The sequence below is a fragment of the Cerasibacillus sp. JNUCC 74 genome (assembly GCF_053667775.1).
This window is the reverse complement of record NZ_CM132207.1, coordinates 3,648,652-3,675,407: the sequence shown is the minus strand read 5'-3', so window position 1 is coordinate 3,675,407 and position 26,756 is coordinate 3,648,652. Positions and strand designations below refer to the sequence as shown.

19 protein-coding genes, 2 pseudogenes and 1 riboswitch are annotated in these 26,756 nt (G+C 35.2%); of the genes and pseudogenes, 20 read left to right on the top strand and 1 reads right to left on the bottom strand.

Features of this window, described 5'->3' with window-relative positions; all coding sequences use genetic code 11:
* The first annotated feature begins 769 nt into the window (after window positions 1-769).
* The 7 genes and pseudogenes from JNUCC74_RS16350 (at window position 770) to JNUCC74_RS16320 (ending at window position 6,979) form a co-directional block, all read left to right on the top strand.
* Complete coding sequence (locus tag JNUCC74_RS16350) at window positions 770-2,074, top strand: 6-phospho-beta-glucosidase (protein ID WP_454066132.1); 1,305 nt, start codon at window positions 770-772, stop codon at window positions 2,072-2,074.
* Window positions 2,075-2,092: 18 nt separating this feature from the next.
* Window positions 2,093-3,385, top strand: a complete 1,293-nt coding sequence (locus JNUCC74_RS16345) for a PTS sugar transporter subunit IIC (protein WP_454066131.1) — start codon at window positions 2,093-2,095, stop codon at window positions 3,383-3,385.
* Window positions 3,382-3,720, top strand: coding sequence for a PTS lactose/cellobiose transporter subunit IIA (locus JNUCC74_RS16340; RefSeq protein WP_077318469.1), 339 nt, complete (start codon window positions 3,382-3,384; stop codon window positions 3,718-3,720). The genes JNUCC74_RS16345 and JNUCC74_RS16340 overlap by 4 nt, the downstream gene beginning before the upstream one ends.
* Window positions 3,714-4,022: a PTS sugar transporter subunit IIB gene (locus JNUCC74_RS16335; RefSeq protein WP_077318468.1), complete on the top strand. Its 309-nt coding sequence runs from the start codon at window positions 3,714-3,716 to the stop codon at window positions 4,020-4,022. Before JNUCC74_RS16340 ends, JNUCC74_RS16335 begins: the two co-directional genes overlap by 7 nt.
* A gap of 471 nt (window positions 4,023-4,493) precedes the next feature.
* A pseudogene (locus JNUCC74_RS16330) lies at window positions 4,494-5,626 on the top strand (PTS transporter subunit EIIC); the annotation flags it as partial.
* A 179-nt stretch (window positions 5,627-5,805) separates the two neighbouring features.
* Window positions 5,806-6,282: a glucose PTS transporter subunit EIIB gene (locus JNUCC74_RS16325; protein ID WP_454066130.1), complete on the top strand. Its 477-nt coding sequence runs from the start codon at window positions 5,806-5,808 to the stop codon at window positions 6,280-6,282.
* Window position 6,283: 1 nt separating this feature from the next.
* Window positions 6,284-6,979: an N-acetylmannosamine-6-phosphate 2-epimerase gene (locus JNUCC74_RS16320; RefSeq protein ID WP_454066129.1), complete on the top strand. Its 696-nt coding sequence runs from the start codon at window positions 6,284-6,286 to the stop codon at window positions 6,977-6,979.
* A gap of 8 nt (window positions 6,980-6,987) precedes the next feature.
* On the opposite strand, the gene JNUCC74_RS16315 is transcribed toward JNUCC74_RS16320, so the two are convergent.
* Entirely contained in the window at window positions 6,988-7,794 is an 807-nt protein-coding gene (locus tag JNUCC74_RS16315) for a MurR/RpiR family transcriptional regulator (protein ID WP_454066128.1), read from the bottom strand.
* A gap of 355 nt (window positions 7,795-8,149) precedes the next feature.
* Window positions 8,150-8,255: riboswitch (TPP riboswitch) on the top strand.
* Between the two features lie 698 nt (window positions 8,256-8,953).
* Here JNUCC74_RS16315 and JNUCC74_RS16310 point away from each other — a divergent pair.
* The 13 genes and pseudogenes from JNUCC74_RS16310 (at window position 8,954) to JNUCC74_RS16250 (ending at window position 26,431) form a co-directional block, all read left to right on the top strand.
* Window positions 8,954-9,772, top strand: a complete 819-nt coding sequence (locus tag JNUCC74_RS16310; protein WP_454066127.1) for a lipoate--protein ligase family protein — start codon at window positions 8,954-8,956, stop codon at window positions 9,770-9,772.
* Window positions 9,765-10,715, top strand: a complete 951-nt coding sequence (gene lipA / locus JNUCC74_RS16305) for a lipoyl synthase (protein WP_077318464.1) — start codon at window positions 9,765-9,767, stop codon at window positions 10,713-10,715. The genes JNUCC74_RS16310 and lipA overlap by 8 nt, the downstream gene beginning before the upstream one ends.
* Window positions 10,716-11,685: 970 nt before the next feature.
* Window positions 11,686-12,621 (top strand): HPr(Ser) kinase/phosphatase, encoded by a 936-nt coding sequence (gene hprK / locus JNUCC74_RS16300; RefSeq protein WP_454066126.1) that lies wholly within the window; start codon window positions 11,686-11,688, stop codon window positions 12,619-12,621.
* A gap of 199 nt (window positions 12,622-12,820) precedes the next feature.
* Complete coding sequence (locus tag JNUCC74_RS16295; RefSeq protein ID WP_454066125.1) at window positions 12,821-13,921, top strand: glycosyltransferase family 4 protein; 1,101 nt, start codon at window positions 12,821-12,823, stop codon at window positions 13,919-13,921.
* An 88-nt stretch (window positions 13,922-14,009) separates the two neighbouring features.
* Window positions 14,010-15,419: an NADP-dependent phosphogluconate dehydrogenase gene (gene gndA / locus JNUCC74_RS16290; protein ID WP_454066124.1), complete on the top strand. Its 1,410-nt coding sequence runs from the start codon at window positions 14,010-14,012 to the stop codon at window positions 15,417-15,419.
* A 782-nt stretch (window positions 15,420-16,201) separates the two neighbouring features.
* Window positions 16,202-19,984: a S8 family serine peptidase gene (locus JNUCC74_RS16285; RefSeq protein ID WP_454066123.1), complete on the top strand. Its 3,783-nt coding sequence runs from the start codon at window positions 16,202-16,204 to the stop codon at window positions 19,982-19,984.
* A 94-nt stretch (window positions 19,985-20,078) separates the two neighbouring features.
* Window positions 20,079-20,272, top strand: a pseudogene (locus tag JNUCC74_RS16280) (DUF1572 family protein); the annotation flags it as partial.
* 976 nt (window positions 20,273-21,248) lie between these two features.
* Window positions 21,249-21,965 (top strand): glycosyltransferase family 2 protein, encoded by a 717-nt coding sequence (locus tag JNUCC74_RS16275; RefSeq protein WP_077318459.1) that lies wholly within the window; start codon window positions 21,249-21,251, stop codon window positions 21,963-21,965.
* An 8-nt stretch (window positions 21,966-21,973) separates the two neighbouring features.
* A complete protein-coding gene (locus JNUCC74_RS16270) occupies window positions 21,974-22,336 on the top strand; it encodes a DUF2304 domain-containing protein (RefSeq protein WP_454066122.1) in 363 nt (120 codons plus the stop codon).
* Window positions 22,333-22,674 carry an EamA family transporter gene (locus JNUCC74_RS16265; RefSeq protein WP_454066121.1) on the top strand — a complete coding sequence of 114 codons (342 nt, stop codon included), beginning with the start codon at window positions 22,333-22,335 and terminating at the stop codon, window positions 22,672-22,674. Before JNUCC74_RS16270 ends, JNUCC74_RS16265 begins: the two co-directional genes overlap by 4 nt.
* Entirely contained in the window at window positions 22,664-24,013 is a 1,350-nt protein-coding gene (locus JNUCC74_RS16260) for an ArnT family glycosyltransferase (RefSeq protein WP_454066120.1), read from the top strand. Before JNUCC74_RS16265 ends, JNUCC74_RS16260 begins: the two co-directional genes overlap by 11 nt.
* Before the next feature lie 250 nt (window positions 24,014-24,263).
* Window positions 24,264-24,986 carry a glycerophosphodiester phosphodiesterase gene (locus tag JNUCC74_RS16255; RefSeq protein WP_454066119.1) on the top strand — a complete coding sequence of 241 codons (723 nt, stop codon included), beginning with the start codon at window positions 24,264-24,266 and terminating at the stop codon, window positions 24,984-24,986.
* 392 nt (window positions 24,987-25,378) lie between these two features.
* Window positions 25,379-26,431 (top strand): glycosyltransferase family 4 protein, encoded by a 1,053-nt coding sequence (locus JNUCC74_RS16250; RefSeq protein WP_454066118.1) that lies wholly within the window; start codon window positions 25,379-25,381, stop codon window positions 26,429-26,431.
* The last annotated feature ends 325 nt before the right edge of the window (window positions 26,432-26,756 follow it).

Sequence of the window (26,756 nt, the reverse complement as noted above, 5' to 3'; positions counted from 1 at the left end):
TTTGAATTATTAGTTACTTTACTTCATTTTTATCCGAATGTAGATCCGTAAGACTCCGACTCATGGTAGAAGTCTAAGTGGAAGATAACGGCACCTCAATTAGCGATTCACTCCGGTCGAAAAGACGAGGAAAGCTACGTTAGCGATATATCGCGGTTTTCAAGGATGTCGATCACAAAGGTGTTGCAACAGGACAATGAAAGCTACGTAGCAACGCATCGCACGCAAAAAAAGTGTACTTCTTTTTAAGGACAGAGTGTGCTTCGACAGCAATACACCGCACGCAGAAAAAGCGTTTTTTCCAAGGATATTGCGACTTTAGTGGTTGTTCTACTTCGATCGGTAGGGGATGGAGGAAAACTCTCACTGATAGAAGTTTCACTTTATATTTTGGTTTAACATAAAATCTATTTGTATTCATACATGATAGGTATATCAGACGTAACTATATCTTTATTAAAGCTTTACCATGTTTAAAAGAGCGAAAAGGGTGTGTCATTTAATTGTATTTTTAACTTTAATGAATTAAAAAAGAAATATTTAAGTTATAGCATTGCTGCAACTAGATGGTTGTTAGTTGAGTTTTCTAACATCCCTATTAGTCAAAGTTTACAGGATAATTCTATTGAATACAACTTTTTCAATTGTTGTAACAATATATTTAAATTATTATTTACAATTAATTAATTGTATGGTACATTTTGGGTAACATTTCAATTGTATATGTAACCTCATTAATTTGACAAACGTTGTAAAGGAGAGCATAAAAATGGCATTAAAACTAGTAGTAATTGGTGGAGGTTCTAGCTATACACCAGAAATTATTGAAGGGATAATTTTACGCCATTCCTCTTTTCCGGTAGAAGAAATCGTATTAGTAGATATAGAAGAAGGGAGAGAGAAACTTGAAATTGTTGGAAACCTGGCTAAACGGATGATTGAAAAATCTAATAAAAACATTTACTTATCGTGGACATTGGACAGAAGAAAAGCTTTAAAAGGTGCTGATTTTGTTTCGACTCAAATCCGAGTTGGCGGACTGGAGGCGAGATCTAAAGATGAGCGCATCCCACTGTGTCACGGGTATATTGGGCAAGAAACAAATGGTGCGGGTGGAATATTCAAAGCTTTGCGGACTATCCCTGTTTTAATAGAACTGGCAAACGATGTACATGAGCTTTGTCCGAATGCTTGGATTATTAATTTTACCAATCCTGCAGGTATTGTTACGGAAGCGTTATTAAAACATTCACCACACAAAAAGGTAATCGGTGTCTGTAACATTCCCTATAATATGCGCTACTCAGCTGCTGAAGTGCTAAACGTGAAACCAGAGGAAGTAATGATTGAATTTGTCGGCTTGAACCACTATGTATTTGGTCGAAAAGTTTTAGTCAATGGAGTCGATCGCACACAAGAAATATTAAAAAAAGTTACTGAAGGATTAGATTATTTACCAGCAAATATTATTAATCTCGGCTGGTCTAAAACTTTTATTGAAGCCACTTCGCTCATTCCAAATCCATATCATCAGTACTATTTCCAAACAGCGGATGTACTAAAAAAAGATATGCAATCATTACAAGAAAATGGCACAAGAGCGGAAGTTGTACAAAGACTAGAAAAGTCCTTGTTTGAACTATATAAAAATCCTGATTTACATGAAAAACCTGAGGAATTAGAAAGGAGAGGAGGTGCATTCTATAGCAATGTAGCATGCAGTTTAATGGACTCTATTTATAATGATAAAGCAGATGTGCAAACCGTTAATACATTAAACAACGGGGCGATACCAGAATTACCAATTGATTCCGTTATTGAGGTGAATTGTGTAATTACTAAAAATGGTCCTAAGCCGATTGCAGTCGGTTTTTTACCACAAAGTGTCAAAGGACATATTTATCAAATGAAGGCATTTGAAGAACTAGTTATCCGTGCAAGTATGTCTGGTGATTATAATGAAGCTTACTTAGCGATGGTAATGAATCCATTAGTAGCAGATGAAACCGACAGCAAGATCATTCTTGACAAGTTATTACAAGCTCACCAAGCTTACTTGCCACAATTTTTTTAAAAATAGGGAGGGGTATCCATGGATAATAAAATGATGCAAAAGTTCATTGAAATTGCTGGTCGTATTGGATCACAACGTCATCTTGTAGCAATACGTGACGGGTTTGTTGCTATTATGCCGTTGATTATAGTGGGATCTTTAGCTATTTTAGTTAATAATTTTCCTCCATTTGGATCATTTAATTTTGTGGAGTGGATGAATACAATCTTTGGTGAGGGTAATTGGCAGACAGTAGGGGGAAGTATTTGGAATGGCACATTTGCAGTATTAGCTCTTTTAGTAACCTTTGCAATCGCATATAATTTAGCTAAGTCGTATGAAGTAGATGGGTTAGCAGCTGGTATAATTGCAACATCCGGATTTATTATGTTAGTACCGTTTACAGAGGATGGTGGACTAAATATAGGTTGGTTAGGAACACAAGGATTATTTGTCGGTATCATTCTTGCATTAATTGTAACTGAACTTTTTCGAATACTTATAAGCTCCAATATGAAAATAAAAATGCCTGAAGGTGTTCCGGATGGTGTGGCCAGATCCTTTGAAGCCTTAATACCTACAGTGATCATATTAATTATACTTGGATTTTTCCAAGCGCTTATGAATGTATTTGCTAATATTAGCATTTTTGAAGTAATTTTTAATATACTTCAACAGCCTTTACAGGGACTCGGAAATACGTTACCTGCTGCTATGCTTGTTTCCTTTTTAAATCATCTGCTCTGGTTCTTCGGATTACATGGTACGAATATTATAGGTTCGGTTATTGAACCGGTATATTTACCGTTAATTGAAGAAAATCTTAACTTATTCAAGGATGGTATGTCAGCATTTGATGTTCCAAATATTGTAACTAAACCATTTTTGGACTCATTTGTATTTATGGGGGGTTCCGGTACCACAATTGCTCTATTAATTGCTATCTTTATTGCTATTCAAAAGGAGAAAAACCATCCGTATCGACAAGTTGCTAAACTATCTGCTCCAGCTGGAATATTTAATATCAATGAGCCCGTTATCTTTGGACTACCAATTGTGTTGAACCCTGTTATGTTGATTCCATTTATCTTAGTTCCGGTAACCTTAACAATTACATCGTACATTGCTTTAGCCACAGGTCTGGTGCCCAGAACAGTTGCTATTTTACCATGGACAACACCACCAATCTTAAGTGGATATCTTGTAACAGGAGGAAGTTGGCGAGGAATCGCTCTGCAAATCGTTAATTTAGTTATCGCTGTTGGAATGTATATACCATTCATTATGGCAGGAGCAAGAACAATGAAACGAAATGGGGAAAAATCATCATGATTGGAAAAGAAGAATTACAACGATTATCATTTTCTATTATTTTACATGCTGGAAATGCCCGTTCGCTTTCTATGGAAGCGATATCAAAGGCGAGAGTCAATCAAATAGAAGAAGCCCGTAATATGATAGGAGAGGCTGAAACTGAATTTACCGAAGCCCACCACTTACAAACTAAGCTGCTACAACAAGAGGCAGAAGGGAAGCATACAGAAGTATCAGTTATCCTTGTTCATGCGCAAGATCACTTAATGACAGCACTGACAGTAAAAGATTTAGCCATAGAAATGATTCATATGTATGAAAAAATAAAAAAAATAGAGGAGGAAAAATGTTGAAGATTATCCTTGTTTGTTCTGCAGGTATGTCTACATCCTTGCTTGTTAAAAAAATGAAAGAAGCTGCTGAGAACAGAAAATTAGAAGCAGATATCCGTGCAGTAGCGGAAACTCAATTGAAACATGAACTTGATCAGCTTGATGTTGTATTAATTGGACCACAAGTTCGTTATTTAGCAACAAAAATAAAGGCTCAGCTTGAACCAAAAGGGATAGCGGTAGATGTAATTGATCAAGTGGCCTATGGAATGATCCAAGGAGAGAAAGTGTTAGATCAAGCGCTATCTTTAGTGACCCATTAGAAATATTTTAATACTGTAATGAATTAATCTATACAAAAAAAGAAAATCTCACTAACTGAAAAATGCTTGTGAAACCTGCTTAAATTTGAATATAGCAGGTTTTTTATTTTATAGGAATCTATTTCTATGGTAGCTTTTTTTAGCTTAAGCGCTAAGCTGTAATAACGAACTCTTTTCTAAAATAAGCCAAGCAGAAAGTTTCAACTCTAAAGCTTTGTATCTTCCTAGTATCTTCTAAATTTTAAAGAACTAAAAATAACTCTTGATTAAAATAATTTTCATATATATAATTAAAATGTAAATAGTTATCAAAATATAATTTAGAAAGAAAATCATATTTAACCAATTTTACTAGGATTCCTGGCAGAATGTCTGTAGAGAGTTCACCTTATATTCACAGATAAGGTAAGCGGTTTCATATAAGCATATGCCTTATAAAACTTTTAATAAAAAAGAAAATGAGGTGCTGACATGGGAAAAGGTTTTTTTGAACAGGCACAACGCTTTGGTAAGTCATTTATGCTTCCTATTGCTGTGTTACCAGCTGCAGGCTTGCTTCTTGGAATTGGAGGGGCATTCAGTAACCCGACAACAATCGAAGTATATTCTTTCCTGGATCAAAAAGGCTTACAAGCTATTTTTACCGTTATGAGTTCAGCTGGTAACATCGTATTTGCTAACCTAGCCTTAATCTTTGCTGTAGGGGTTGCTATCGGACTAGCGAGAAATGATAAAGGAACAGCAGGATTAGCAGCGGTACTCGGGTATTTAGTAATGAATGCTACGATGAATGCTATGTTAATAGTTACAGAGGAATTAGCAGAAAGTAATCTGGCTGAAGTTGGTCAAGGAACTATTCTTGGTATACAGTCACTGGAAACAGGAGTCTTTGGCGGGATTATGTTGGGACTCGTTACTTATTGGCTTCATCAGCGTTATAACAATGGGAGCTTCCGAAGTTTTTAGGGTTTTTTGGCGGTTCACGATTTATCCCTATTATTACAGCCTTTATGTCGCTTATCTTATACTATAGGAAAGTATAAAACTTTATGATCTATAGTATAAGAAAAACTATAGCTTTCGCCATAAAGACTTGGCGACAAGCCGAGTTTTTCTAAGGAGTTATCTTATTTTACGTGTGGCCGGTTATTCAATCAGGTATTTTCTCGCTTGGTAGTTTAGTAGAAGCGACCGGATATATGGGGACATTTCTATATGGGTTTATATTACGATTACTCGGTCCATTTGGTTTACATCACATATTTTATATTCCATTTTGGACGACCAGCCTTGGTGGATCCATGGTTATTGATGGAACGTTAATGGAAGGAACGCAAGCCATCTTTTTTGCTCAATTAGCCCAACCTGATGTAGAACAATTTTATATAGGAACAGCTCGTTTTATGGCTGGAAGACATATTACCATGATGTTTGGACTATTAGGGGCTTGTTTAGCCATCTACAAATGTGCAAGGCCAAAAAATAAAAAAATAGTATTGGGATTAATGTTATATGCCGGATTAACTTCTTTTTTAACAGGAATAACAGAACCAATTGAATTTTCCTTTTTATTTGTTGCACCAATTCTTTACGTTATTCATGCTTTATCCCGCATCTAAGGTGCCGTAAGACTCCCACTTCAAGAGCCTTCAGTTGATAGAAAAGGGTCTAAGTGGGAGAAAACGGCACCTAAATGCCCGATTCGTTCAAGCTAACATTCAGTAGGAGATGGAAGAAAACTCCTACTGAATGAAGTTTCACTTTATTTGATGGTTTAGCCTTTATGCTAGCTCATATGTTTGAGATTACTATTGGGCAAACTTTTTCAGGTGGCTTTATTGATTTTATTTTATTTGGTGTCTTGCAAGGAGTAGAAAAAACAAACTGGATATGGGTGCCAATTATTGGTTTGTTTTGGTTTTTCCTATATTATGTTACGTTCCGCTTTGCGATTAGCAAGTTTCATTTAAAAACTCCTGGACGAAAGGATGAAGAAATGGAAATGCAGACATTTACTCCAAAAGAACAAGCTCTTGCTATTATAAATGGCCTCGGAGGTAAAGCTAATATCAAAGATGTTGATAATTGCGCAACTCGTTTGCGAGTAAGTGTGTTTAACCCAGAGCACGTACAAAAAGAAACATTGATGAAAACAGGGGCAAAAGGCGTTGTTGCGAAGGGCAGTGGTATTCAAGTGATTTATGGACCTGAAGTGACAACAATAAAAAATAATGTAGACAAAACAATAGGAGAGTTATGATATGTATTTAAAGCAATTAAAGAATCAACTAATTGTCTCCTGCCAAGCTTTAGAAAATGAACCATTGCATTCTTCAGAAATGATGGCGAAAATGGCATTAGCTGCTATTGAGGGAGGAGCTAAAGGAATTAGAGCCAACTCTGTAGCTGATATAAAAGCAATTAAACAACAAGTAAATGTTCCTATAATAGGAATTATTAAACAAGACTATCCAGATAGTGATGTTTACATTACACCAACAATTAAGGAAGTAAAGGACTTATTATTTGTGGGTACAAACATCATAGCAATGGATGCAACAATGAGAAGGCGTCCAAACGATCAACGCTTAAAAGAGATGATCTCATTTATCAGGGAACAATCAGCTGCTATGATTATGGCAGATATTTCGACGGTTGATGAAGCGAAACGTGCAGAAAAGCTTGGATTTGATTGTGTATCAACGACATTAGTTGGATATACGGAAGAAACAAACGATCAACATATAGCAACAAATGACTTTACATTATTAAGGGAGATTATTGCTCAATTAACTATACCTGTGATCGCAGAAGGTAAAATAGATTCGCCACAAATGGCGTTTCAAGCTCTAATGAATGGTGCTTACTTTGTTGTAGTTGGAAGTGCCATCACTAGACCGCAAATCATCACGAAAAAATTTACCGATGAAATGGAAAAATATAGCGCTAATGAATAAGTTGGTTGCTATATTTTCTTGTATTCTTCTAATTTTTTCAGTGTTTGTCGATATGAACGGATTGCTTCTTTGTCGGATAATAAAATCATACTAAGTATATCTAAACAAATTAAAATAGATAGTTGACTATTCATAAAACCTTTTGAATGATATAGATGTAAACTTGAGGTATACAGAATCAAATCGGATTGATTTGCTAAAGCGGTCTCTGAAAAATTAGTAATAGAAATTATTTTTGCACCATTGGACTTTGCAACCTCTATACTGTCAATCACCTCTCTTGTCTGTCCGGAAGAAGAAATAGCAATAACGACGTCTGTTGATGAGAGAATGGAAGCATTAATGATCATACCATGAGAATCAATATGTGTATCAACACTAAATCCCATTCTTGATAGTCTAATTTTTAATTCTTGTGCTGATAAACCAGAACTGCCTAGACCATAAACATGAATTTGTCTAGCACTTCGTATCCAGTTTGCAGCTAGTTCGTAATCCTTGATTTCTGCTACTGAATGTGTTGATTTTATAACAGCATGATAAAATTGAGCAACTGTTTCAATTGTTTCGCCTAATTCAAACGTTTGTTCCACGGTATCACGTAACAATATTTTAAACTCAACAAAATTTTTTGTACCAATTTTTTTGCAAAAGCGCGTAATCATAGCAATGGATACATCTATTTTATCTGCTAATTCCTGAATATGAATATTCAACAAATTTTGGCTGTTGTTTATCACATAATCGGCGACTTTTTTTTCGGTTTTACTTAGTGTTTGATATTTCAAGAGAATTTGGTCAAGAATAGAGCCCATTGTTTATTTCCTCCACAAACCTTTATTTGTCCTGTATTAACTGATAGTAAGTCCTTTACATGAAATAATTTCAAAAAATGTTAAGGTGAGGTTATGCTAGTAATTGTCAGATTAACCCAACTAACCATCCATAAGAAATAAGGACATATTTTAAAAAAACTTCTTTGATAAGACTAATACTAATTATATAAAAGTATAAGATGAATTGCTAATTGCGAACGTAAGATAATCAACATATATCTTTTCAAATAATCTAAACTAATTTGTTGAAAACAGTCGGAGGATTCCATTTTTTACTTTACAATTAATACCATCGTTGTTAAGCTAAAAATAGCTAAAAAATTGAAACTGAACCTTTAAACACTAGGGGAGCTAGAGAATAGCTGAGAAGAACATGTATGTTTTGACCCTTCGTACCCGAACAGGATAATGCCTGCGTGGGAAAGTGTAGTCATATTTGGCTGCATTCACGTGGTGGATGCAGCTTATTTTATACGTTAAGAGGGATAAAATTTTTTAAGGGGAACATTCTTTAACCGTGAAAATTTGTAATGGCATTTGTACAAGATGCTATAGCTTACGATACGTAAAGAGCGACTAATCCTTTTACTTTAAGCGGCAAGAAAATAGGAATAATCGAGCTTAAACAACGATTAGTCAGCCCATAGCAACTAAACTTAGTTTCACTTATAGACGATGTGCAAAAATGCTAATAAAAAGACACATCGAGTTTTTATCGTTGGTTTGTTTTCTTAAAATGATCCCATCTTAAAATCAGCTTTATTGCATTCCGATCAAGTTTAACTGCTGATTTATCCCGAATGTAAGGTGCCGTAAGACTCCCACTTAAGAGTGTAGGAGATTTGAAGAAGTCAAAGTGGTAGATAACGGCACCGATAGCGTATAAAAACGTTCCAATTCTATGACTAACTGCTTACCTCTATGCAATATTTAATCTAAATATTGCATTAATAGGCGGACTTGTTCCTTTTTTAAAGAATGATTTCAATTTTAGAGGGGTCTCTCACAGAAAAGAAGGTTAGGGACACGTCTTTTTTCTAACCTCTTATGTATGAATGTTCAATTTACCATGCTTCTCGCTCCCTCATAAACAAATATGAAAGTTTTAAAGGTTCTCTTATTCTGGAGGCGATTTTTCATGAAAGAACAATGGGGGCTTTTAGAAAATGTTCCTCATGATGCAGCGATTAATATGGCTTTAGATGAAGCATTACTAAATTGGCATCATGAAGGAGAAATACCGCCAACATTACGTTTCTATCAGTGGATTGCTCCTACTCTGTCTGTAGGGTATTTTCAAAAAATAGATGGAAAAATTAATTTGGATGGTATACGTAAGCATCAATGTCAATTTGTACGTAGGATGACAGGGGGAAGTGCTGTCTTACATGATGATGAATTAACGTATAGCATCGTTATTTCCGAAGATCATCCATCCATTGCTACTTCTATTCGCCAAGCGTATTATGATTTATCGAAAGGAATTCTTCAGGGGTATAAAAATTTGGGGATTGAAGCAATGTATGCAGATTCACTTTCTAAAGAAAGAAGCAGTATATGTTTTGAACGGCCAGCATTTTATGAATTAGTTGTTGATGGAAAAAAACTATCCGGAAATGCACAAACTAGAAAGAAAGGTATATTGCTTCAGCATGGGTCCATTCCGATATCAATGAATATCGATATGTTATTTGATTTATTTGTATTCCCAAATGAGAGAATAAAGCAAAGAAAAAAACAGGCTTTTTGGAATAAGGCAACAACCATTAGTCAGCTATTACAGGAGCATGTTTCCTATGAAATAGTAAAAGAAGCATTTAAGAAAGGTTTTTCAGATACGTTAGATATTGAACTTAAAGCTTTCTCTTTAACAAAGAGTCAGTGGAGTGAAGTTTATGAGTTAGCTGAAGTAAAGTATGCAAATACACCATTAAAAGGAGCGGTTTCTCATGTCTAAAGAAGCAACATATATAAGAAAGCCGGAGTGGTTAAAAACGAAAATTAATACGAATAAATCGTATCGGGGTCTAAAAAAATTAATGCGCGATAATCGATTAAACACGGTATGTGAAGAGGCGCGTTGTCCTAATTTACATGAGTGCTGGAGTGAAAGAAAGACAGCTACCTTTATGATTTTAGGTGATACATGTACAAGAGGTTGCCGCTTTTGTGCCGTAAAAACAGGGTTGCCAAATGAATTAGATTGGGGCGAGCCGGAACGAGTAGCTGATTCCGTTAAAATAATGGGGCTGAAGCATGTTGTAGTAACAGCTGTTGCACGTGATGACCTAAATGATGGCGGTGCAGCTGTTTTTGCGGAAACAGTTCGGGCAATAAGAAGGAAAAATCCAGGTTGTACGATTGAAATTCTTCCTTCTGATATGAAGGGGGATTATGAAAGCTTACATATGCTTATGGATAGTAAGCCGGATATCTTTAACCATAATATCGAGACAGTGCGTCGTTTAACAAAACGAGTACGTGCAAAAGCTACCTATGATCGTTCATTACAATTACTACAGCGTGTAAAGGAAATTGCTCCACATACACCAACAAAATCGAGTATTATGGTCGGGCTAGGAGAAGAAAAAGAAGAAATTATCCAAGCAATGGATGATCTTTTAGCCCATCAAGTAGATATTATGACAATCGGACAGTATTTGCAGCCAACGAAAAAGCATTTAAAAGTTGAGCGTTACTATCACCCAGATGAGTTTGAAGAATTAAAGGAAATTGCATTACAAAAAGGATTTAAGCATTGTGAATCAGGGCCATTAGTTCGTTCTTCTTATCATGCTGATGAACAGGTAAGTCAAACAGCTGCACAAAGAAGAATTAATTATATGAAAGGCTACGAAGAACAAGAAAACAAAGTAGTTGATTTTAAATTTACTAAGTAAAAGGAAGCTGCATTTATCGTGGACCTCATCACTAAAAATAAGTATAAAAATTGGATAGACATGAGACTATACATTTTAGGGCACCCCCGTTTTGGAGGGTGTTCCTTTTATCCATATGCATGAACAGCATGTGTAAAATAAAAAAGAGACTCCCGGTTGGTAACAATCAGCATGGACGTAATGAACTATTTACGCAGTTTCGTAGCTAATAAAGTTTATCCCGCATGTAAGGTGCCGTAAGACTCCCACTTCAAGAGCCTTGAGTTAATACAAAAGGGTCTAAGTGGGAGAAAACGGCACCTAAATGCCCGATTCGTTCAAGCTAACATTCAGTAGGAGATGGAAGAAAACTCCTACTGAATGAAGTTTCACTTTATACTTCCGATACGAACTCTCTATTTCGGGTTTATTCTTATTAACATGTATAATAGGGTTAAGTTTATCCCGCATGTAAGGTGCCGTAAGACTCTCTCTTCAAGACCTGAGTTGGTACAAAAGGGTCTAACTTGGGAGAAAACGGCACCTAAATGCCCGATTGGTTTAAGGGCCTTTAGGTCATACCCTTGTGGTACTAACATTCCGTGTAAAAAGAGTTCCACGGAATGAAGTTTCACTTTATAGGATTTTAAGGTGTTCAAATAGTTAAGAAAAATTGATGAAAATGCCCATAAAATTTATACTTTATCGTACGTCTCATAAGTAACCGCAGAAGTTTGAGGCATCGCCGTTTCGGAAAGATGCCACGTTCATGGGAACAAGTTAATAAAGAAAATGTCTAGCGTCAAGTCTTTTAGAGAGATGACTGCCTAGTTATACGGATGCGTTGGACATTAGCATTTCCACTTGCGTTACCTTTAACTTCAGCATGTAAAAAAATCATCCATTCTAACATAGGCAGAAAATTCAACGTGTTATTTTTAAGCAACTTTTGAACAATCTCTTATAGGTAAAAGAAATGGAGCGTATAACTATGAAGTCCGTCACCGTTCAAGATTTGGCACAACAATTTGATTTGGAAGTACTGGTGGGAGAGGATAAACTACATCGGAGAATAACGAAGCCAAGAACCCATCGCCCAGGACTGGAATTTATCGGATATTTTGACTTTTTTCCAATGGAGCATGTTCAAGTACTCGGTAAAAAGGAGATAACTTATTTACACCAGTTGACCCATAAACAGCGGCGTCTACGAATTGGTAATATTGTAAAATACCATCCGCCTTGTTTTATTGTAACTTCTGACCAGGGGGGGCTGCAATATCTGACTCAATTTTGCAAGGAAGAGGGAATACCGCTACTTCGTACGAAAGAGCCTACTTCGACGTTTATTGAAAAGTATGATGCTTATATGATCAAAGCATTAGCACCAGAGACAGCAATTCACGCTGTATGTGTAAATATTTTTGGGCTTGGGGTATTACTCCGTGGGAAATCAGGAATTGGTAAAAGTGAAGTAGCTCACACACTAATTGGCAGAGGACATCGATTAGTTGCTGATGATATTGTCGTTTTAAAAAAATTAGGTCCTGATACATTGCTTGGTACACATAACCGGACGAATAAAGAGTTCCTTGCCTTACGCAGTGTTGGACTATTAAATGTCGTTCGATTATATGGACGAAAAGCATTTCAAGAGGAAACAAGAATTGCATTAGATATTCATTTAACCGAATGGGAAAAGGATGCACTAAATAATGAATTGGAATTAGAAACTCAGACTTGTAATTATATGGGTGTAACGATTCCGAGTATTGAAATTCAATTACAACCAGGACGTGACGTGGTTGGGTTAATAGAAGCAGCGGCTAATAATTGGTATTTACAACAGCAGGGCTATAGTGCGGCCGAAGAATTTATTCAACGATTAGAATCGGATATGGAAAAAAAGGAAAAGGGAGCCCCTTAATGCAAGGGACTTCCCTACATCGGCGAACTCCAGTTAGTACGGCGTGCTTTTCCACTTTTGTTCTACAAGAATACTATTAAAAATTATCGATAGATACAATAAAATTTGCTAAAAACTGCTAGGGTTCGATATAATTTAAGACGATTACATGTTAACGAAAAGCAAGGAGAAATACAGCTAAGAATCTTAGGAGAATGATATGTTAAATTATGTGGATTTAATTATAGCCTTTAGTATCGCCGTGATAACATCTTTTCTACTTACCTATCCAGTAAAGAAATTGGCCTTTTTTATCGGTGCTGTTGATTTTCCTAACTATCGAAAAATACATACAAAAGTCACCCCTCGTCTGGGGGGATTAGCCATTTTTTTGGGAACAGTAGCTGGATTACTTTATCTGCAGCCATACCATCCACATTTGCCTGAAATAGCTGCTGGAGCAGTTGTTATTATTATAACTGGTGCACTAGATGATCGATTTAGTATTCAGCCGATGGTTAAACTAACGGGACAATTAATTGCAGCTTCATTTTTAGTTTCATCAGGGCTGATTATTGAAAAATTAACTCTTCCACTTTTCGGAACCGTTGAACTGGGATTTATTAGTGTGATGATTACAGTTTTATGGGTAGTCGGAATTACAAATGCGATTAATTTAATTGATGGCTTAGATGGTCTAGCAACAGGTGTAACGACGATCGCATTGATTAGTATCTGTATTATGGCATTTATAGATATGCAAATTATTGTTGCTTATCTTTGTATTGTATTAATTGGGAGTAATCTTGGCTTTTTGTATCATAATTTTTACCCTGCAAAAATTTATATGGGAGACACAGGATCAAACTTTCTTGGGTATATGATCGCAGTTGTTTCCATGCTGGGTTTATTTAAAAATGTTGCTTTATTTAGCTTTATTATTCCAATCATTGTCTTAGCTGTTCCAATATTTGATACATTGTTTGCCATTGCCCGCAGAGCTTATAATAAAGAAAATATTATGATGCCGGATAATAAACATATCCATTACCAGCTTTTACAGGCAGGCTATAGCCATCGTAAAACAGTGTTAATTATATATGGATTTAGCGCATTGTTTGGAACTTTAGCTATATTATTTTCCAATGCAAGTATCACCGTTTCATTTATTATTACGATTATCGTACTGGTTCTCCTCCATCTTTTTGCGGAAATGGCAGGGATTGTTATGGGAGGGAAACGGCCTGTATTGCGCATGCTTCGTTTAATAGTTACAAGACAAATAAGGCGAAAAGGTGAAGATAAAACAAAAACAAAATAAATCGTCAAAATGATTAAAGTCTACTATAATAAAAAAGAAGTAAATGAGGTATATACAGTTTAAAGTTGGAAAGGAATGATATACAAACATGGGTAAACAACAAATTGGTGTAATTGGCTTAGCAGTTATGGGAAAGAACCTTGCATTAAATATTGAAAGTCGCGGCTATTCCGTCGCTGTTTATAATCGATCCAGTGATAAAACCGAAGCTTTTTTACAAAACGAAGCAAAGGATAAAAATTTTAAAGGTGCTTTTTCCCTTGAAGAATTTGTTCAGTTACTGGAAAAACCACGTAAAATTCTATTGATGGTAAAAGCAGGGGCGGCTACCGACGCAACCATTGAAGCACTCCGCCCGTATTTAGAAAAAGGCGATATTTTAATTGATGGTGGAAATACATTATTTGAAGATACGATTCGTAGAAATAAAGATCTTGAGAAAGCTGGTATTCATTTTATCGGTACTGGTGTATCCGGTGGAGAAGAGGGTGCGTTAAAAGGACCATCCATCATGCCTGGAGGCCAAAAAGAAGCTCATACACTCGTTGCTCCAATTTTCGAAGCTATCGCAGCTAAGGTAAAGGGTGAGGCATGTACAACGTATATCGGACCGGATGGTGCAGGTCATTATGTGAAAATGGTTCATAATGGTATTGAATATGGAGATATGCAGCTTATTTCAGAAGCATACTTTATTTTAAAGCATGTACTTGGTTTAAATGCAGACGAGCTTCATGAGGTGTTTGCAGAATGGAATAAAGGTGAGCTCGATAGCTATCTTATTGAAATTACAGCAGATATTTTTACGAAAAAAGACGAAGAAACGAATCAACCATTAGTTGAAGTTATTTTAGATACTGCAGGTCAAAAAGGTACTGGAAAATGGACGAGCAAAAATGCATTAGACTTAGGGGTTCCGTTACCACTGATTACGGAGTCGGTATTTGCGCGCTTTATTTCAGCAATGAAAGAAGAACGTGTATTAGCAAGTAAACAATTAAAAGGGCCAGAGTCTACAGCATTTACAGGAGATAAACAAGCATTAATTGAAGCAGTTCGTAAAGCATTATATATGAGTAAAATCTGTTCGTATGCCCAAGGTTTTGCGCAAATGCGTGCACAATCAGAAGAATTTAATTGGAACTTAAATTATGGAGAAATTGCCATGATTTGGCGTGGTGGCTGTATTATCCGTGCTCAGTTCCTACAAAAAATTAAAGATGCGTATGATCATAATCCTGAATTAGCTAATTTACTGCTTGATCCTTACTTTAAAGAAATTGTTGAGACTTATCAAGGAGCACTGCGTGAAGTTGTTGCTGTTGCCATTAAGCATGGTATTGCTGTACCAGCATTTTCAAGCGCCATTGCTTATTATGACAGCTACCGTTCTGCTGAATTACCTGCGAATTTAGTTCAAGCACAACGTGATTACTTTGGCGCACATACGTATCAACGAAAGGATAAAGAAGGCGTCTTCCATACGCAATGGTTTTAAGTAAAATAAGCTCTCTTCAGATAGTCTGAAGGAGCTTTTTTATTGGAAAGAAAACCATATCTGTTTGTTCGTCACTAACCTAGCACTTGCGCTTTTGTGACCAGCTTTCGCGCTCGTGCTGCCAGCCCAAACTGTACGATAAGTCAACATCGGCTTCATCATCAATGTACTTCCTTTATCCACCAGTTAAGATTTTCGTATTTCTCTCATTTACATAATTTGCTTCTTATTTATAAACCTTGATTCGAGATACCATTACCTATTATAAATGTGCATAATTTGACGAAAAAATAATCTATATTACCTATGGGTTTTGTCGAAATATCAAAAAGTTATTTCATATATTAGAGATTTTCAATAAGCTATCTTCTTAAACATGATAAGTAAAAGAATGGAGGAAAAAGGGAAGAATATAATTTTGTTCACAACATGTTTATACATGCGAAGATAATTAAGCAAAAGCTTCTATATATCATAAATACGTATAATTCCCTTATCATCTGTTCCACAATCTATTTATAAAACGTATCTCTGCTAAAAAACAATTGCTAGATAACTTCAAATTATCACTCTAGAAATAACCATAATAATTCTTTTTAAATATATTTTTCTTGTAGTTATTTGTCGATTAATACACAGACTTCATTTGTATACGGGACTATTAGCACTTCTTTAATAATCCAAATTTTACTATTATTAAATCTATCAGAATATTATGTCTAAAGGAAGGAGGCAAATGTAGCAAACGGTAAATGATTAATAAAAATAAAGGGGGAATATGTATGAAGTCTCATTCGACACGAAAACGTTCTTTTATTGTTTTATTTGTCTTTTTGCTCATATTTAGTAATTTTTCTACGGTGCAAGCAATGAAACAATTACCTCAACCAGCAAAAAAGTCAGATTTGTTATCAGATAAGTTAATGGAAACAGAGAATTCTGATCAAGAAGTTCGTGTTATTGTGGAGCTAGAAGATCAACCTACGATTGAAATAGCAACAAAGAAAGGTATAACATTTAATAGCATGCCGGAAAAGGAAAAAAAGAAGCTGGATAAAGCTGTAAAGACAAAGCAAAAGTCGATTAAAGATGAGATCAAGCAAAAAAAAGTAACAGCAAAATATCTGCAGGAATTTACCACTGTCGTAAATGGTTTTAGTGCAGAGGTAAAGGAGAAAGACATTGGAAAAATTCAGGAAATTCGCAGTGTAAAAAAAGTGCATATCGTAAATGAATACGAGCGCCCAATTGCCAAACCAGAAATGAAATATAGTAAAGAACTAGTAGAGGCCCAAACGGCTTGGCGAGAATACCAGTTCAAAGGTGAAGGGATGCTAATTGGTATTATTGATACAGGTATTGATCCGAATCACCAGGATATGAAAATATCGGATACAAAAACTGCTGCATTAACTAAAGAAGTAGTTCAATCAGTCATTAAAGAAGAGTCACTTCCAGGTAAGTTTTATTCAGATAAAGTACCTTATGGCTATAATTATATGGATAAAAATGAGGAGATAAGAGAGATTCATTCCAAAGCAAGTTACCATGGAATGCATGTAGCGGGTACAGTAGGGGCGAACGGAGATGAGGAGAATAAAGGAATACTTGGAATCGCACCAGAAGCTCAATTACTTGCTTTAAAGGTATTTGGAAATGATCCTCAGATGCAATCAACATTTGGAGATGTTTATATAAAAGCGATTGATGATGCGATTAAATTAGGGGTAGATGCTCTAAACTTAAGTCTAGGTTCACCTGCAGGCTATGTGAGTAAAGATTCACCAGAGCAACAAGCAGTCTCACGCGCTGTTGAGAATGGAGTGTTAATGTCCATATCCGGTGGCAACTCAGCCTTATTTGGAGATGGATTTTCTTTCCCATTTGCTACTAACCCAGATTATGGGTTAGTCGGTTCTCCAGGTGTTGCTACAGAATCATTGCAAGTTGCTTCTTTTGAAAATACATTTATGGAAGTAGATGAATTAACGCATAAAATTGACGGTGAGGAGGACACGGCTGCTTTCCTCTCAGCAGGTAATACAAGTCCACCAACAGATGGTAGTGAATTTACTGTCTTTGATGCTGGGCTAGGCCTTCCAGAAGATTTTAAAGGAATAGATGTGGAAGGGAAATATGCATTGATTCAGCGTGGAGAAATTACGTTTACAGATAAAGCGTTAAATGCACAAGCTGCAGGCGCTGCCGGGGTTATTATTTATAATAATACAGATGGTGTCGTTAGTATGGCGACAGATTCAGAAATTACAATTCCTCAGTTGTTCATGTTAAAAAGCGATGGAGATAAATTAGTTGAGGCAATTAGGAAGGATCAATCTGTATCCATTGCCTTTTTTGGAGAATCGGGAACGATGGACAATCCTGATGCAGGTAAAATGAGTGCTTTTTCTTCTTGGGGTTTAACACCGAATCTTGACTTTAAACCGGAAATTACTGCTCCTGGTGGACAAATTTATTCCACTTTAAACGATAATCAATATGGATTGATGAGCGGAACTTCCATGGCAGCCCCACATGTTGCGGGAGGTGGAGCATTAGTTTTACAACGTGTGGATAAGGAATTCGGTTATGAACAAGCTGAACGGATCAAGCTAGCTAAAAATTTATTAATGAATACATCTAAACAAGTGACATTTGAAGATGAGCTTGTTTCTCCTCGCCGTCAGGGTTCTGGTTTGATGCAATTGCATGCGGCACTGGCTACTCCAGTAATGGTAACAGAAGCAAAAACGAAAGAAGCGAAAGTAGCGTTAAAAGAAGTTTCTGCTGATCGAGTTTCCTTTGAATTAACAGCAGAAAACTTTAGTGATGAACCGATCCAATATGAAGTGGAAGCCAATGCTCAAACAGATACAACAGCAATTAGCAATGACAAGATTGTAACGGCTCCAAACGTTTTAGCAACAAATGATCTAGGTGACATTGTTAAAATTAATGGTAAGGACAAAGCTTCTATCGAAGTGCCGGCAAACGAGGCGGTAACCTTTACCGTAACGATTGATGTAAGCTCTGTAGACGATTCTTTAATAAAACAGTTTACAAATGGTTACTGGCTGGAAGGTTTCGTCACATTGACAGATCCGACAGACACACATCCGAAATTAACAGTTCCTTATGCAGGCTTTAAAGGTGATTGGAATCGTGCACCAATTTTTGACCAGCCTATGTGGGAGGATGACTCTTTTTATGGTATGACAGGTGTTATTACATCGGCTGGAAAAGACGCGGATGGTGAGATACAATATGACTTTTTAGGCAAGGACTTGGTAACTGGTAAAATGAACCCGGAAAAAATTGCATTCTCCCCAAATGATGATGGCGTTCAAGATGATGCATTAATGATATTATCATTTTTAAGAAATGCTAAAGATGCAAGATTTACTGTCTTAAATGAAAAAGGGGAAAAAATACGTACAATTCGCTTGGAGTCTAATATTAGGAAAGATTTCTATGATTCTGGTATTGGAACCTCTTATTCTATTTCGAGTGCAAGGGCATGGGATGGTAAAATCAAAGGTAAGCCTGCGCCGGAAGGTAAATACTATTTACAAGCAGAAGGGATCATTGATTATGAAGGAGCAAAATGGCAGGCTCTAAAGCTCCCAGTTATTTTAGATAAGACGCCTCCAAAGCTTGAAGCTTCCTATAGCTTTGATAAAGAGTTGCTTACGGTTCATGTGGAAGACACAGAAGTTGGAAGTGGTGTTGCTTCCTGGGATGTATTGATAGATGGTGAATCGGTATTAAAGGAGCCTTATGTAAATGGTGAGACAGAACACTCCTTGCCAAATATGGACTCAGAATCAACTATTACGGTTGTTGCTACCGATTATGCCGGAAATAAAGTAGAAGCAGAAGCGGAAATGGTGAAGCCAGATACAACCGTACCTGATCTTCGTTTACAATCTCCAGAATCATTGAGTGTAAGCGATAGTAAGGAAGTTGTATTCTCAGGCTATGTAACAGATGAATCGGAAGTAAAGGAAGTAACCATTAATGGTGAGAAGGCAGAATTAACTTTTAATAAAGAGAAAAACCGCTATAATTTTTCCTTACCGGTAACACATAAAAAAGACGACTATCATTTTGCCAAAATAAAGGCAATTGATAAACGTGACAATGAGACGGAAATTGGCCGCCGCTATTTCGTTGATAGCCAACCTGCTAAGTTAAGTGTAAAAGGAAAAAAGAAAACGAAAGCAAATACGATCACAGTGAAAGCAAAAGTCAGAGATAATTTTGATGCCATCCATTTATTTGTCGATGGTGATCATGTATATAGACATGACCTATCTCAACCATATGGGAAAAATCGTTTTCATGAAGAAATTGAGGTAGAGCTCGATCTAACAGAAGGAAAAAATAAATTTGAATTTAAAGCAGTCGATTTAGCTGGACATGAAACAATTACAACCTATACAGTTACTAAATTAGTGGATAAAAATGAAGATAAGAACAAGGATAGTGAAGAAGACAGCTTGTTCAGCTATATTTTTACTAAATTAGCATTATTATTTGGGTGGTTTTGGGAAATTTTCGCTTAAATAAAGGAAATATTCAGTATTTTATGCACCTCAAACGTTAGAGTGAAATTAGACTTTTGAGGTGCTTATTTATATTAAATTTCGTTTTTAAATGATTCGAGCAGAACCACTGTTAGTAATAGATGCAATTGAGAGGCAGCTTGCCCACTATTCTGGTCATATTGGTCAATTGTATATATCGGAAAACAGCTAAAAGGAGATAAATGGAAGAGTTTAAGCATTCCAAAAGGAACATCGAAAGAATATTTACAAAATATGAAAGATAAATATGAGGGAGGAGGTGGATAAATACGGGGGTTAAATAGTAAGAAATGCAGTTGACAAGAAAAGAGAGCCGGATGACTTACAAGCACTAGCTTTAAATAAGAAAGTTTAAATATTTAGTAGGATGTCGTAGAACTTATGATATCTTGCTAAATATTTATCATTTAATAAGCGGTATAAAAATATTTTTAAAATAATATTTGTTAAAATTTACAAGAAATTTACCTTTGCCTAATATTTAATTAATATACAATGTTTACACTAATAAGTATATCAAAAATAATTTTGAAGTCCCCCAGTCATAGTAGGGTGAAGTATGTTTTTAGGATACCCTCTTTTTTGGTGCAATTGAAAATGAATATAGCGATTAAAACAAGTGAATAATAATTACGAAATCACCATTTAATCTTGTACTATAGGAAAGTATAAAACCTGAGGCTTTATCCCGCATGTAAGGTGCCGTAAGTTTCCCACTTCAAGTCCTAAATTTGATACAAAAGAGTCTAAATGGGAGAAAACGGCACCTAAATGCCCGATTGGTTCAACTAACATTCCGTGTAAAAAGCATTTCACGGAATGAAGTTTCACTTTATCCCGCATGTAAGGTGCCGTAAGTTTCCCACTTCAAGTCCTAAATTTGATACAAAAGAGTCTAAATGGGAGAAAACAGCACCTAAATGCCCGATTGGTTCAACTAACATTCCGTGTAAAAAGCATTTCACGGAATGAAGTTTCACTTTATCCCGCATGTAAGGTGCCGTAAGTTTCCCACTTCAAGTCCTAAATTGATACAAAAGAATCTAAATGGGAGAAAACGGCACCTAAATGCCCGATTGGTTCAAGGGCCTTTAGGTCATACCCTTGTGGTACTAACATTCAGTAGGAGAGGGGAAGATAACTCTTACTGAATGAAGTTTCACTTTATCGTATAAGAAAAACGATAGCTTTCGCCATAAAGACTTGGTAATAAGCCAAGTCTTTCTAAGAGAGGGGTGGGAAGATGGTTATAAAAGTACCAAAAACATTGATTATCGTTCCAGCTTACAATGAAGAAGCGAGTATTGCTTCTACATTGAACAGTCTAATGAAATTAAAAAGTAACATAAAAAGCTTGGAAATATGTGTCGTAAATGATGGATCCACTGACAAAACTGCAGACATTGTAGCAAGTTTTGATGTTGTACTGTTAAATCTTCCAATGAATCTGGGAATAGGCGGGGCAGTTCAAACAGGATATAAATATGCTTATAACCATGGATATGAGATTGCAGTTCAGTTTGATGCAGATGGTCAGCACAATACCAATGATTTTCTAGAGTTAATTAAGCCAATCATAAAGAATGAAGAAGATATGGTTGTTGGTTCAAGATTTTTACAAAAGACGAGCTATAGTGGAAGTAAGACAAGAAGAATAGGGATTTACTATTTTTATTTAATTTTAAAATTACTGACTAACAAAAGTTATACAGATCCAACTTCAGGTTATCGTGCTATAAACAGACGAGTAATTTGTTTATTTGCACATGATTATCCTAAAGACTATCCTGAGCCTGAGGTTCTTATGCATCTGAACAGAAAAAATATGCGAATTAGAGAAGTAACCGCAAATATGGCAGCTCGGCAAGGTGGAGAGTCTTCAATAACATTTTGGAAAAGTGTTTACTATATGGGGAAAGTAACACTATCCATATTGATGCAATCAATTGTTAAGGAGTAAGTTGTTCTATGGATATTACGTTTTTTAGTTTTATTATCGTATTCGCTCTCTTTATTTTAGTAATAGAATCGGTTCGTAGAGGGATCTTAGAAACGAGGGACTCCATAATTTGGATCTTTACCTGTGTTCTGTTAGGAATATTAAGTTTATCTAGAGGCTTGTTAGAATTTTTAGCTGATTTATTAAATATAGTATACGCTCCAAGTTTACTGTTTTTGTTTGGATTACTAAGTATTATTGTGATGATATTTGATTTAACAAAGCGAATATCGAAATTGAACAATAAAGTATTTGTTTTGACTCAAGAATTTGCGTTACTTAAAGAAGAGTATCAAAAACAAGTTTCTAATCAGAGGAATAAACAACCATGAATTACTTATTGTTAATTATAAATATTATATTATTAGTAAGCGGGCAAATGTTATGGAAAGTTGGAGTATCGAAAATTGGAATAATGGGGTTGGGAAATATTATTTCAATTATAAAATCTCCGTATTTTATTGGTGGGGGCATTATTTATGTATTTGCAACAGGTCTATGGCTTTATATACTTTCAAGAATGCCATTTAGCATTGCCTACCCATTTCAGAGTTTAGCATATGTACTAGGTGTTTTTATTGGTTTTTTTATATTTAAAGAGGTTGTGACGCCAATCCAATGGGTTGGAGCAGTAGTAATTGTATTCGGGGTGTATTTAATTGCAAGATAAATTTAATCACATACAAAAAAAATTAACCTTATATATACTTGTAGCCATTTTAATTGGATCAACTTTATTACATATTTATTATTTGATAGAGCATCCAGGAAGTAATTTCATAAAACCATCAAAAGAGGAAATTGAAGAGCAATTAGAAAATGGAGAAATAAGTGAACAGGTAGCTAAACTTAAGGAGCATACTTGGAAATATGGCAGCAGAGATGCTTATTTATATACTAAAATGGCAAACCAAATCATTGAAGATGGTATATATGGCTACAATACAGATTTAAAAAGTAATGCGTTTGTAACACCCGGTTTTCCGATGTTACTCGTTGCCTTATTTCAAATTGCAAATTTATTGAATATGGAACAGATGACAATAGTAAAGGTATTTAATTTATTATTAAGCGTAGGGACAATATGGTTAGTTTATTTAATTGCAAAAAACGTCGTTAAAAGCCGTTGGGCAGGAGTTATTGCAAGCGGACTGTATGCAACTTATTTTACACCGCTTCATTTTTTTCGAACCGCTTTAACCGAAATACCAGCGATTTTCTTTTTTTGTTTAGCAACTTATATATTTATTCTTGCAATCAAAACAGACAAAAAATATCTCCATTTATTGTTTGCAGTTATTTTCTGTTACAGTGTTATGATTAGACCAGTTATTGCACCTTTAGTTTTGATTGGATTTTTAATAATATCTATGAAGTATCGGTCCAATCTAAAGCAATGGTTAATTACGAGTGGAATTTGGGCTTTAGGAGCTTTTATTGTAATTGGCCCTTGGGTTATTAGAAACTTTATTCTTTTCCATGAATTCATCCTTTTTTCTACTCATTCTGGCAATAGTTGGTTTGCCGGTAGTAATCCATTTAATATGTATGATTTCTCTGATTATTTTAAGGAACAAGAGAAATTAGGGGTGGACAGTAAAGAATATGCTTTGATGAAAATCAAAGAAGGTTTCCAAACTAACTTTGGATTATGGTTCGCTTGGTTTACTGTAGGGAAGACTTATGAATTGTTTAAGCTGCCGGATGCCATTTACTTTTATCCAGCATCTAATATTACTTTATATTTTAAAATTGTACATACTATTATTGTTAATACAGCCTTTGTATCATTATTTATTTCTATGTTTATTCGCAATAAAAGAATAGTTGCAATTTCTGGAATGATTATCATGTATATTGCATTATCTAATTTGTTTTTAACGATCCCACGTTATGGATTTTTTATAATTCCAATGATGTGTGTATTAAATGGCTGTGTAGCAGTAACTATTGTAAAGAAATTAATGAGTGCTGTTACGAATAGCAAATCGAATTATCAAATTTCATGAGATGGATTACTTATATTAGGTAAGGCTTCCTTATAAGGATCTTATTTTGTTGGCTAAGAGTTTATTCTAAAAGGCCTTTAATATGGTTTCTTGATTTTCCTATTATGATTTAGTAATACCTTTAGCCTAAAAGGAAGTTAAAATTTACAAATAATTTACTTTTTTCTAATATAATTTTAATAGTCTAAGTTTATAATGAAATAAACAAATGACATAAATTTTATTCTCAAATCTAGGAAGGAGAATTCATTTGCATATTAGAGGAATTGGTCATAGAGGCTATCCAGTTAAGTATCCAGAAAATACATTGTCTTCTTTTCAAGCCGCTATTGAACTAGGCTTTACGCACATTGAATTAGATGTGCATTTAAGTAAAGATGGTATTCCTGTTGTTATGCATGACCATAAGATCGATAGAATGACTAATGGGAGTGGAGAAATACGTCATTATACGCTATCAGAACTAGTACATTTTACAGTAGGAGAGTTTGAGAGGATCCCCACTCTAGAGGAAGTACTTCGATTAGCTAAAAATAAAGTGATTGTTTCTATAGAAATGAAAAATACGAAATTATATAATTGTATGGAAGAAAAAGTTTTTGCAATTATAAAGAAGCTTGATATGTTAGATCAAGTTTATGTTATATCATTTGACCATCAATCATTAGCAAAATTAAGAAAAATTTCTAGCGATATAAAAATAGGGCCACTCGTAAATAAGTTAAAACGGTCCCATTTTAGATTAATAGAAAAGCTTCATGCAACTTATATTGCTGTTAAGTATGATGGTTTAAAAGAAAAATATATTCATAAATGTGATAAATTAGGAATTCAAGTTGTAGCCTGGACGGTCAATAGCGTTGACCAAATGAAACGCTTTAGAAAATACCCATCCGTACTTATAACCACAGATGAATTGGAAAAATATAAAATATATGCTTATTCCACTGAAATTAACAGGGCAATTGTTTAGCAAAATATAGTACAGTGTATGTACAAATAGAGGATGAAAAAGCTTAATATCGATTAATTCGTAATGTCCTTGAAAAAAACACTTTTTCTTCTTGTGATGTATCGCTGTCAAAGTCTTACTCCTAAAAAACGCGATATATCATGCTAGCTTTCCTTTTCTGTAACAACGCTGACATACCAACACGTCCTGTGTGTTAAAGTTCTGAGTGGTGCAGTGCACCTAGTTACGAAGCATGAGCAACAAGAAACAAGCCAATGAAAAAATGGATGTGTCATTTTTACCGGACTTTTTGAACAGCTTCCTAAAAGTAGAGATTGTGCTTCGATGTTCTTTTGCGCATTTTATTTTAAAAAGGGAAGGTTATAAACTATTGCCTAAGTAGGAGGATCTCCGTGAACTACAGTAGTATTATTATATGCTTTATTGCAGCAATTGTTTTAACACCACTTGTAAAAAGACTGGCTATTAAATTAGGTGCTGTTGATAAACCAAACCATCGTAAAGTTCATAAAAAGCTTATGCCTAGACTTGGAGGATTATCTATTTATGTTAGCTTTTTTATTGGTTTTTTGTTATTTCTTCCAAGTACGGCTTCTTTTTGGCCAATTGTTGTAGGATCAACCATCATTTTATTTGTGGGAATAATGGATGACTTGTTCCAGCTTTCCGCAAAAATCAAGTTAATTGGTCAAGTTATTTCAGCGATGGTCCCTGTCTTTGGAGGATATAGCATAGAATTTATAACGGTGCCTTTTGGAGATAAAATAGAATTTGGTGCAGCATCAATACCTCTCACTATACTTTGGGTTGTTGCGATTACAAATGCAATTAATCTTATTGATGGTTTAGATGGATTAGCTGCAGGAGTATCTTCTATTGCATTATTAACGATATCTGGTTTAGCAATTTCAATGGGGAATTTCCCTATAGCTTTAATTTCTTTAATGTTATTAGGAAGCACTTTGGGATTTCTAGTATATAATTTTCATCCTGCAAAGATTTTTATGGGCGATACAGGATCTTTGTTTCTTGGATATATGATCAGTGTAATAGCAGTTATTGGTCTGTTTAAAAATGTAGCTATATTTTCATTAATGGTGCCAATTATTATCTTAGCTATTCCAATACTAGATACGTTATTTGCGATTATTCGTAGAATTATTCATAAGAAACCATTGTCCTCACCGGATAAATCCCACTTACATCACTGTATCATAAAAATGGGATATACACATAGGCAAACAGTGATTTTACTATATGTTATGAGCGGCTTCTTTAGTTTAGCAGGGATTATCTTGACGCGATCAGCGATGTGGGGATCAGTCATTATATTAGTTTTGGTATTAATTATGGTAGAGTTACTAGTAGAATTAACAGGTATTATTAGTGTAAAATATCGACCGGTTTTAAATTGGCTTGAGGGAGCTAAGATAAAATTGAAATGAATGATGGCATCTAAGTAAAATTTTGTTTTTCAACTACAGTTATCTTGAATTTAAGGTGACATATGATTCTACTTCTGAGTCATTGAGAATACGCAAAAGTCTAAGTAGGAGGTAACGATACGTAAATACCTAATTTGTTTGGAGCAGCAGAACAAGGAAAGCTACGACAGCGATACACCGCGGTTTTTCAAGGATAAGGAAAACTACTTGAATTGCCATCGTGGTTTTCAAGGATGCCGAAATTTTAGCTTTTGTTCTACTTTAATCAACAGGAGATGAAGCCCACTGCATAAAGTTTTATTTTATAGTCGGCAATCCTGTATAA

What these genes read in the sequence shown, in the direction of transcription:
- lipA (WP_077318464.1), top strand. Translation starts at nt 9,765, where the DNA reads ATGTCTAAAGAAGCAACATATATAAGAAAGCCGGAGTGGTTAAAAACG.
- JNUCC74_RS16325 (WP_454066130.1), top strand. Translation starts at nt 5,806, where the DNA reads ATGCTAGCTCATATGTTTGAGATTACTATTGGGCAAACTTTTTCAGGT.
- gndA (WP_454066124.1), top strand. Translation starts at nt 14,010, where the DNA reads ATGGGTAAACAACAAATTGGTGTAATTGGCTTAGCAGTTATGGGAAAG.
- JNUCC74_RS16295 (WP_454066125.1), top strand. Translation starts at nt 12,821, where the DNA reads ATGTTAAATTATGTGGATTTAATTATAGCCTTTAGTATCGCCGTGATA.
- JNUCC74_RS16275 (WP_077318459.1), top strand. Translation starts at nt 21,249, where the DNA reads ATGGTTATAAAAGTACCAAAAACATTGATTATCGTTCCAGCTTACAAT.
- JNUCC74_RS16285 (WP_454066123.1), top strand. Translation starts at nt 16,202, where the DNA reads ATGAAGTCTCATTCGACACGAAAACGTTCTTTTATTGTTTTATTTGTC.
- JNUCC74_RS16270 (WP_454066122.1), top strand. Translation starts at nt 21,974, where the DNA reads ATGGATATTACGTTTTTTAGTTTTATTATCGTATTCGCTCTCTTTATT.
- JNUCC74_RS16320 (WP_454066129.1), top strand. Translation starts at nt 6,284, where the DNA reads ATGTATTTAAAGCAATTAAAGAATCAACTAATTGTCTCCTGCCAAGCT.
- hprK (WP_454066126.1), top strand. Translation starts at nt 11,686, where the DNA reads ATGAAGTCCGTCACCGTTCAAGATTTGGCACAACAATTTGATTTGGAA.
- JNUCC74_RS16340 (WP_077318469.1), top strand. Translation starts at nt 3,382, where the DNA reads ATGATTGGAAAAGAAGAATTACAACGATTATCATTTTCTATTATTTTA.
- JNUCC74_RS16315 (WP_454066128.1), bottom strand. Translation starts at nt 7,794, where the DNA reads ATGGGCTCTATTCTTGACCAAATTCTCTTGAAATATCAAACACTAAGT.
- JNUCC74_RS16335 (WP_077318468.1), top strand. Translation starts at nt 3,714, where the DNA reads ATGTTGAAGATTATCCTTGTTTGTTCTGCAGGTATGTCTACATCCTTG.
- JNUCC74_RS16265 (WP_454066121.1), top strand. Translation starts at nt 22,333, where the DNA reads ATGAATTACTTATTGTTAATTATAAATATTATATTATTAGTAAGCGGG.
- JNUCC74_RS16350 (WP_454066132.1), top strand. Translation starts at nt 770, where the DNA reads ATGGCATTAAAACTAGTAGTAATTGGTGGAGGTTCTAGCTATACACCA.
- JNUCC74_RS16345 (WP_454066131.1), top strand. Translation starts at nt 2,093, where the DNA reads ATGGATAATAAAATGATGCAAAAGTTCATTGAAATTGCTGGTCGTATT.
- JNUCC74_RS16310 (WP_454066127.1), top strand. Translation starts at nt 8,954, where the DNA reads ATGAAAGAACAATGGGGGCTTTTAGAAAATGTTCCTCATGATGCAGCG.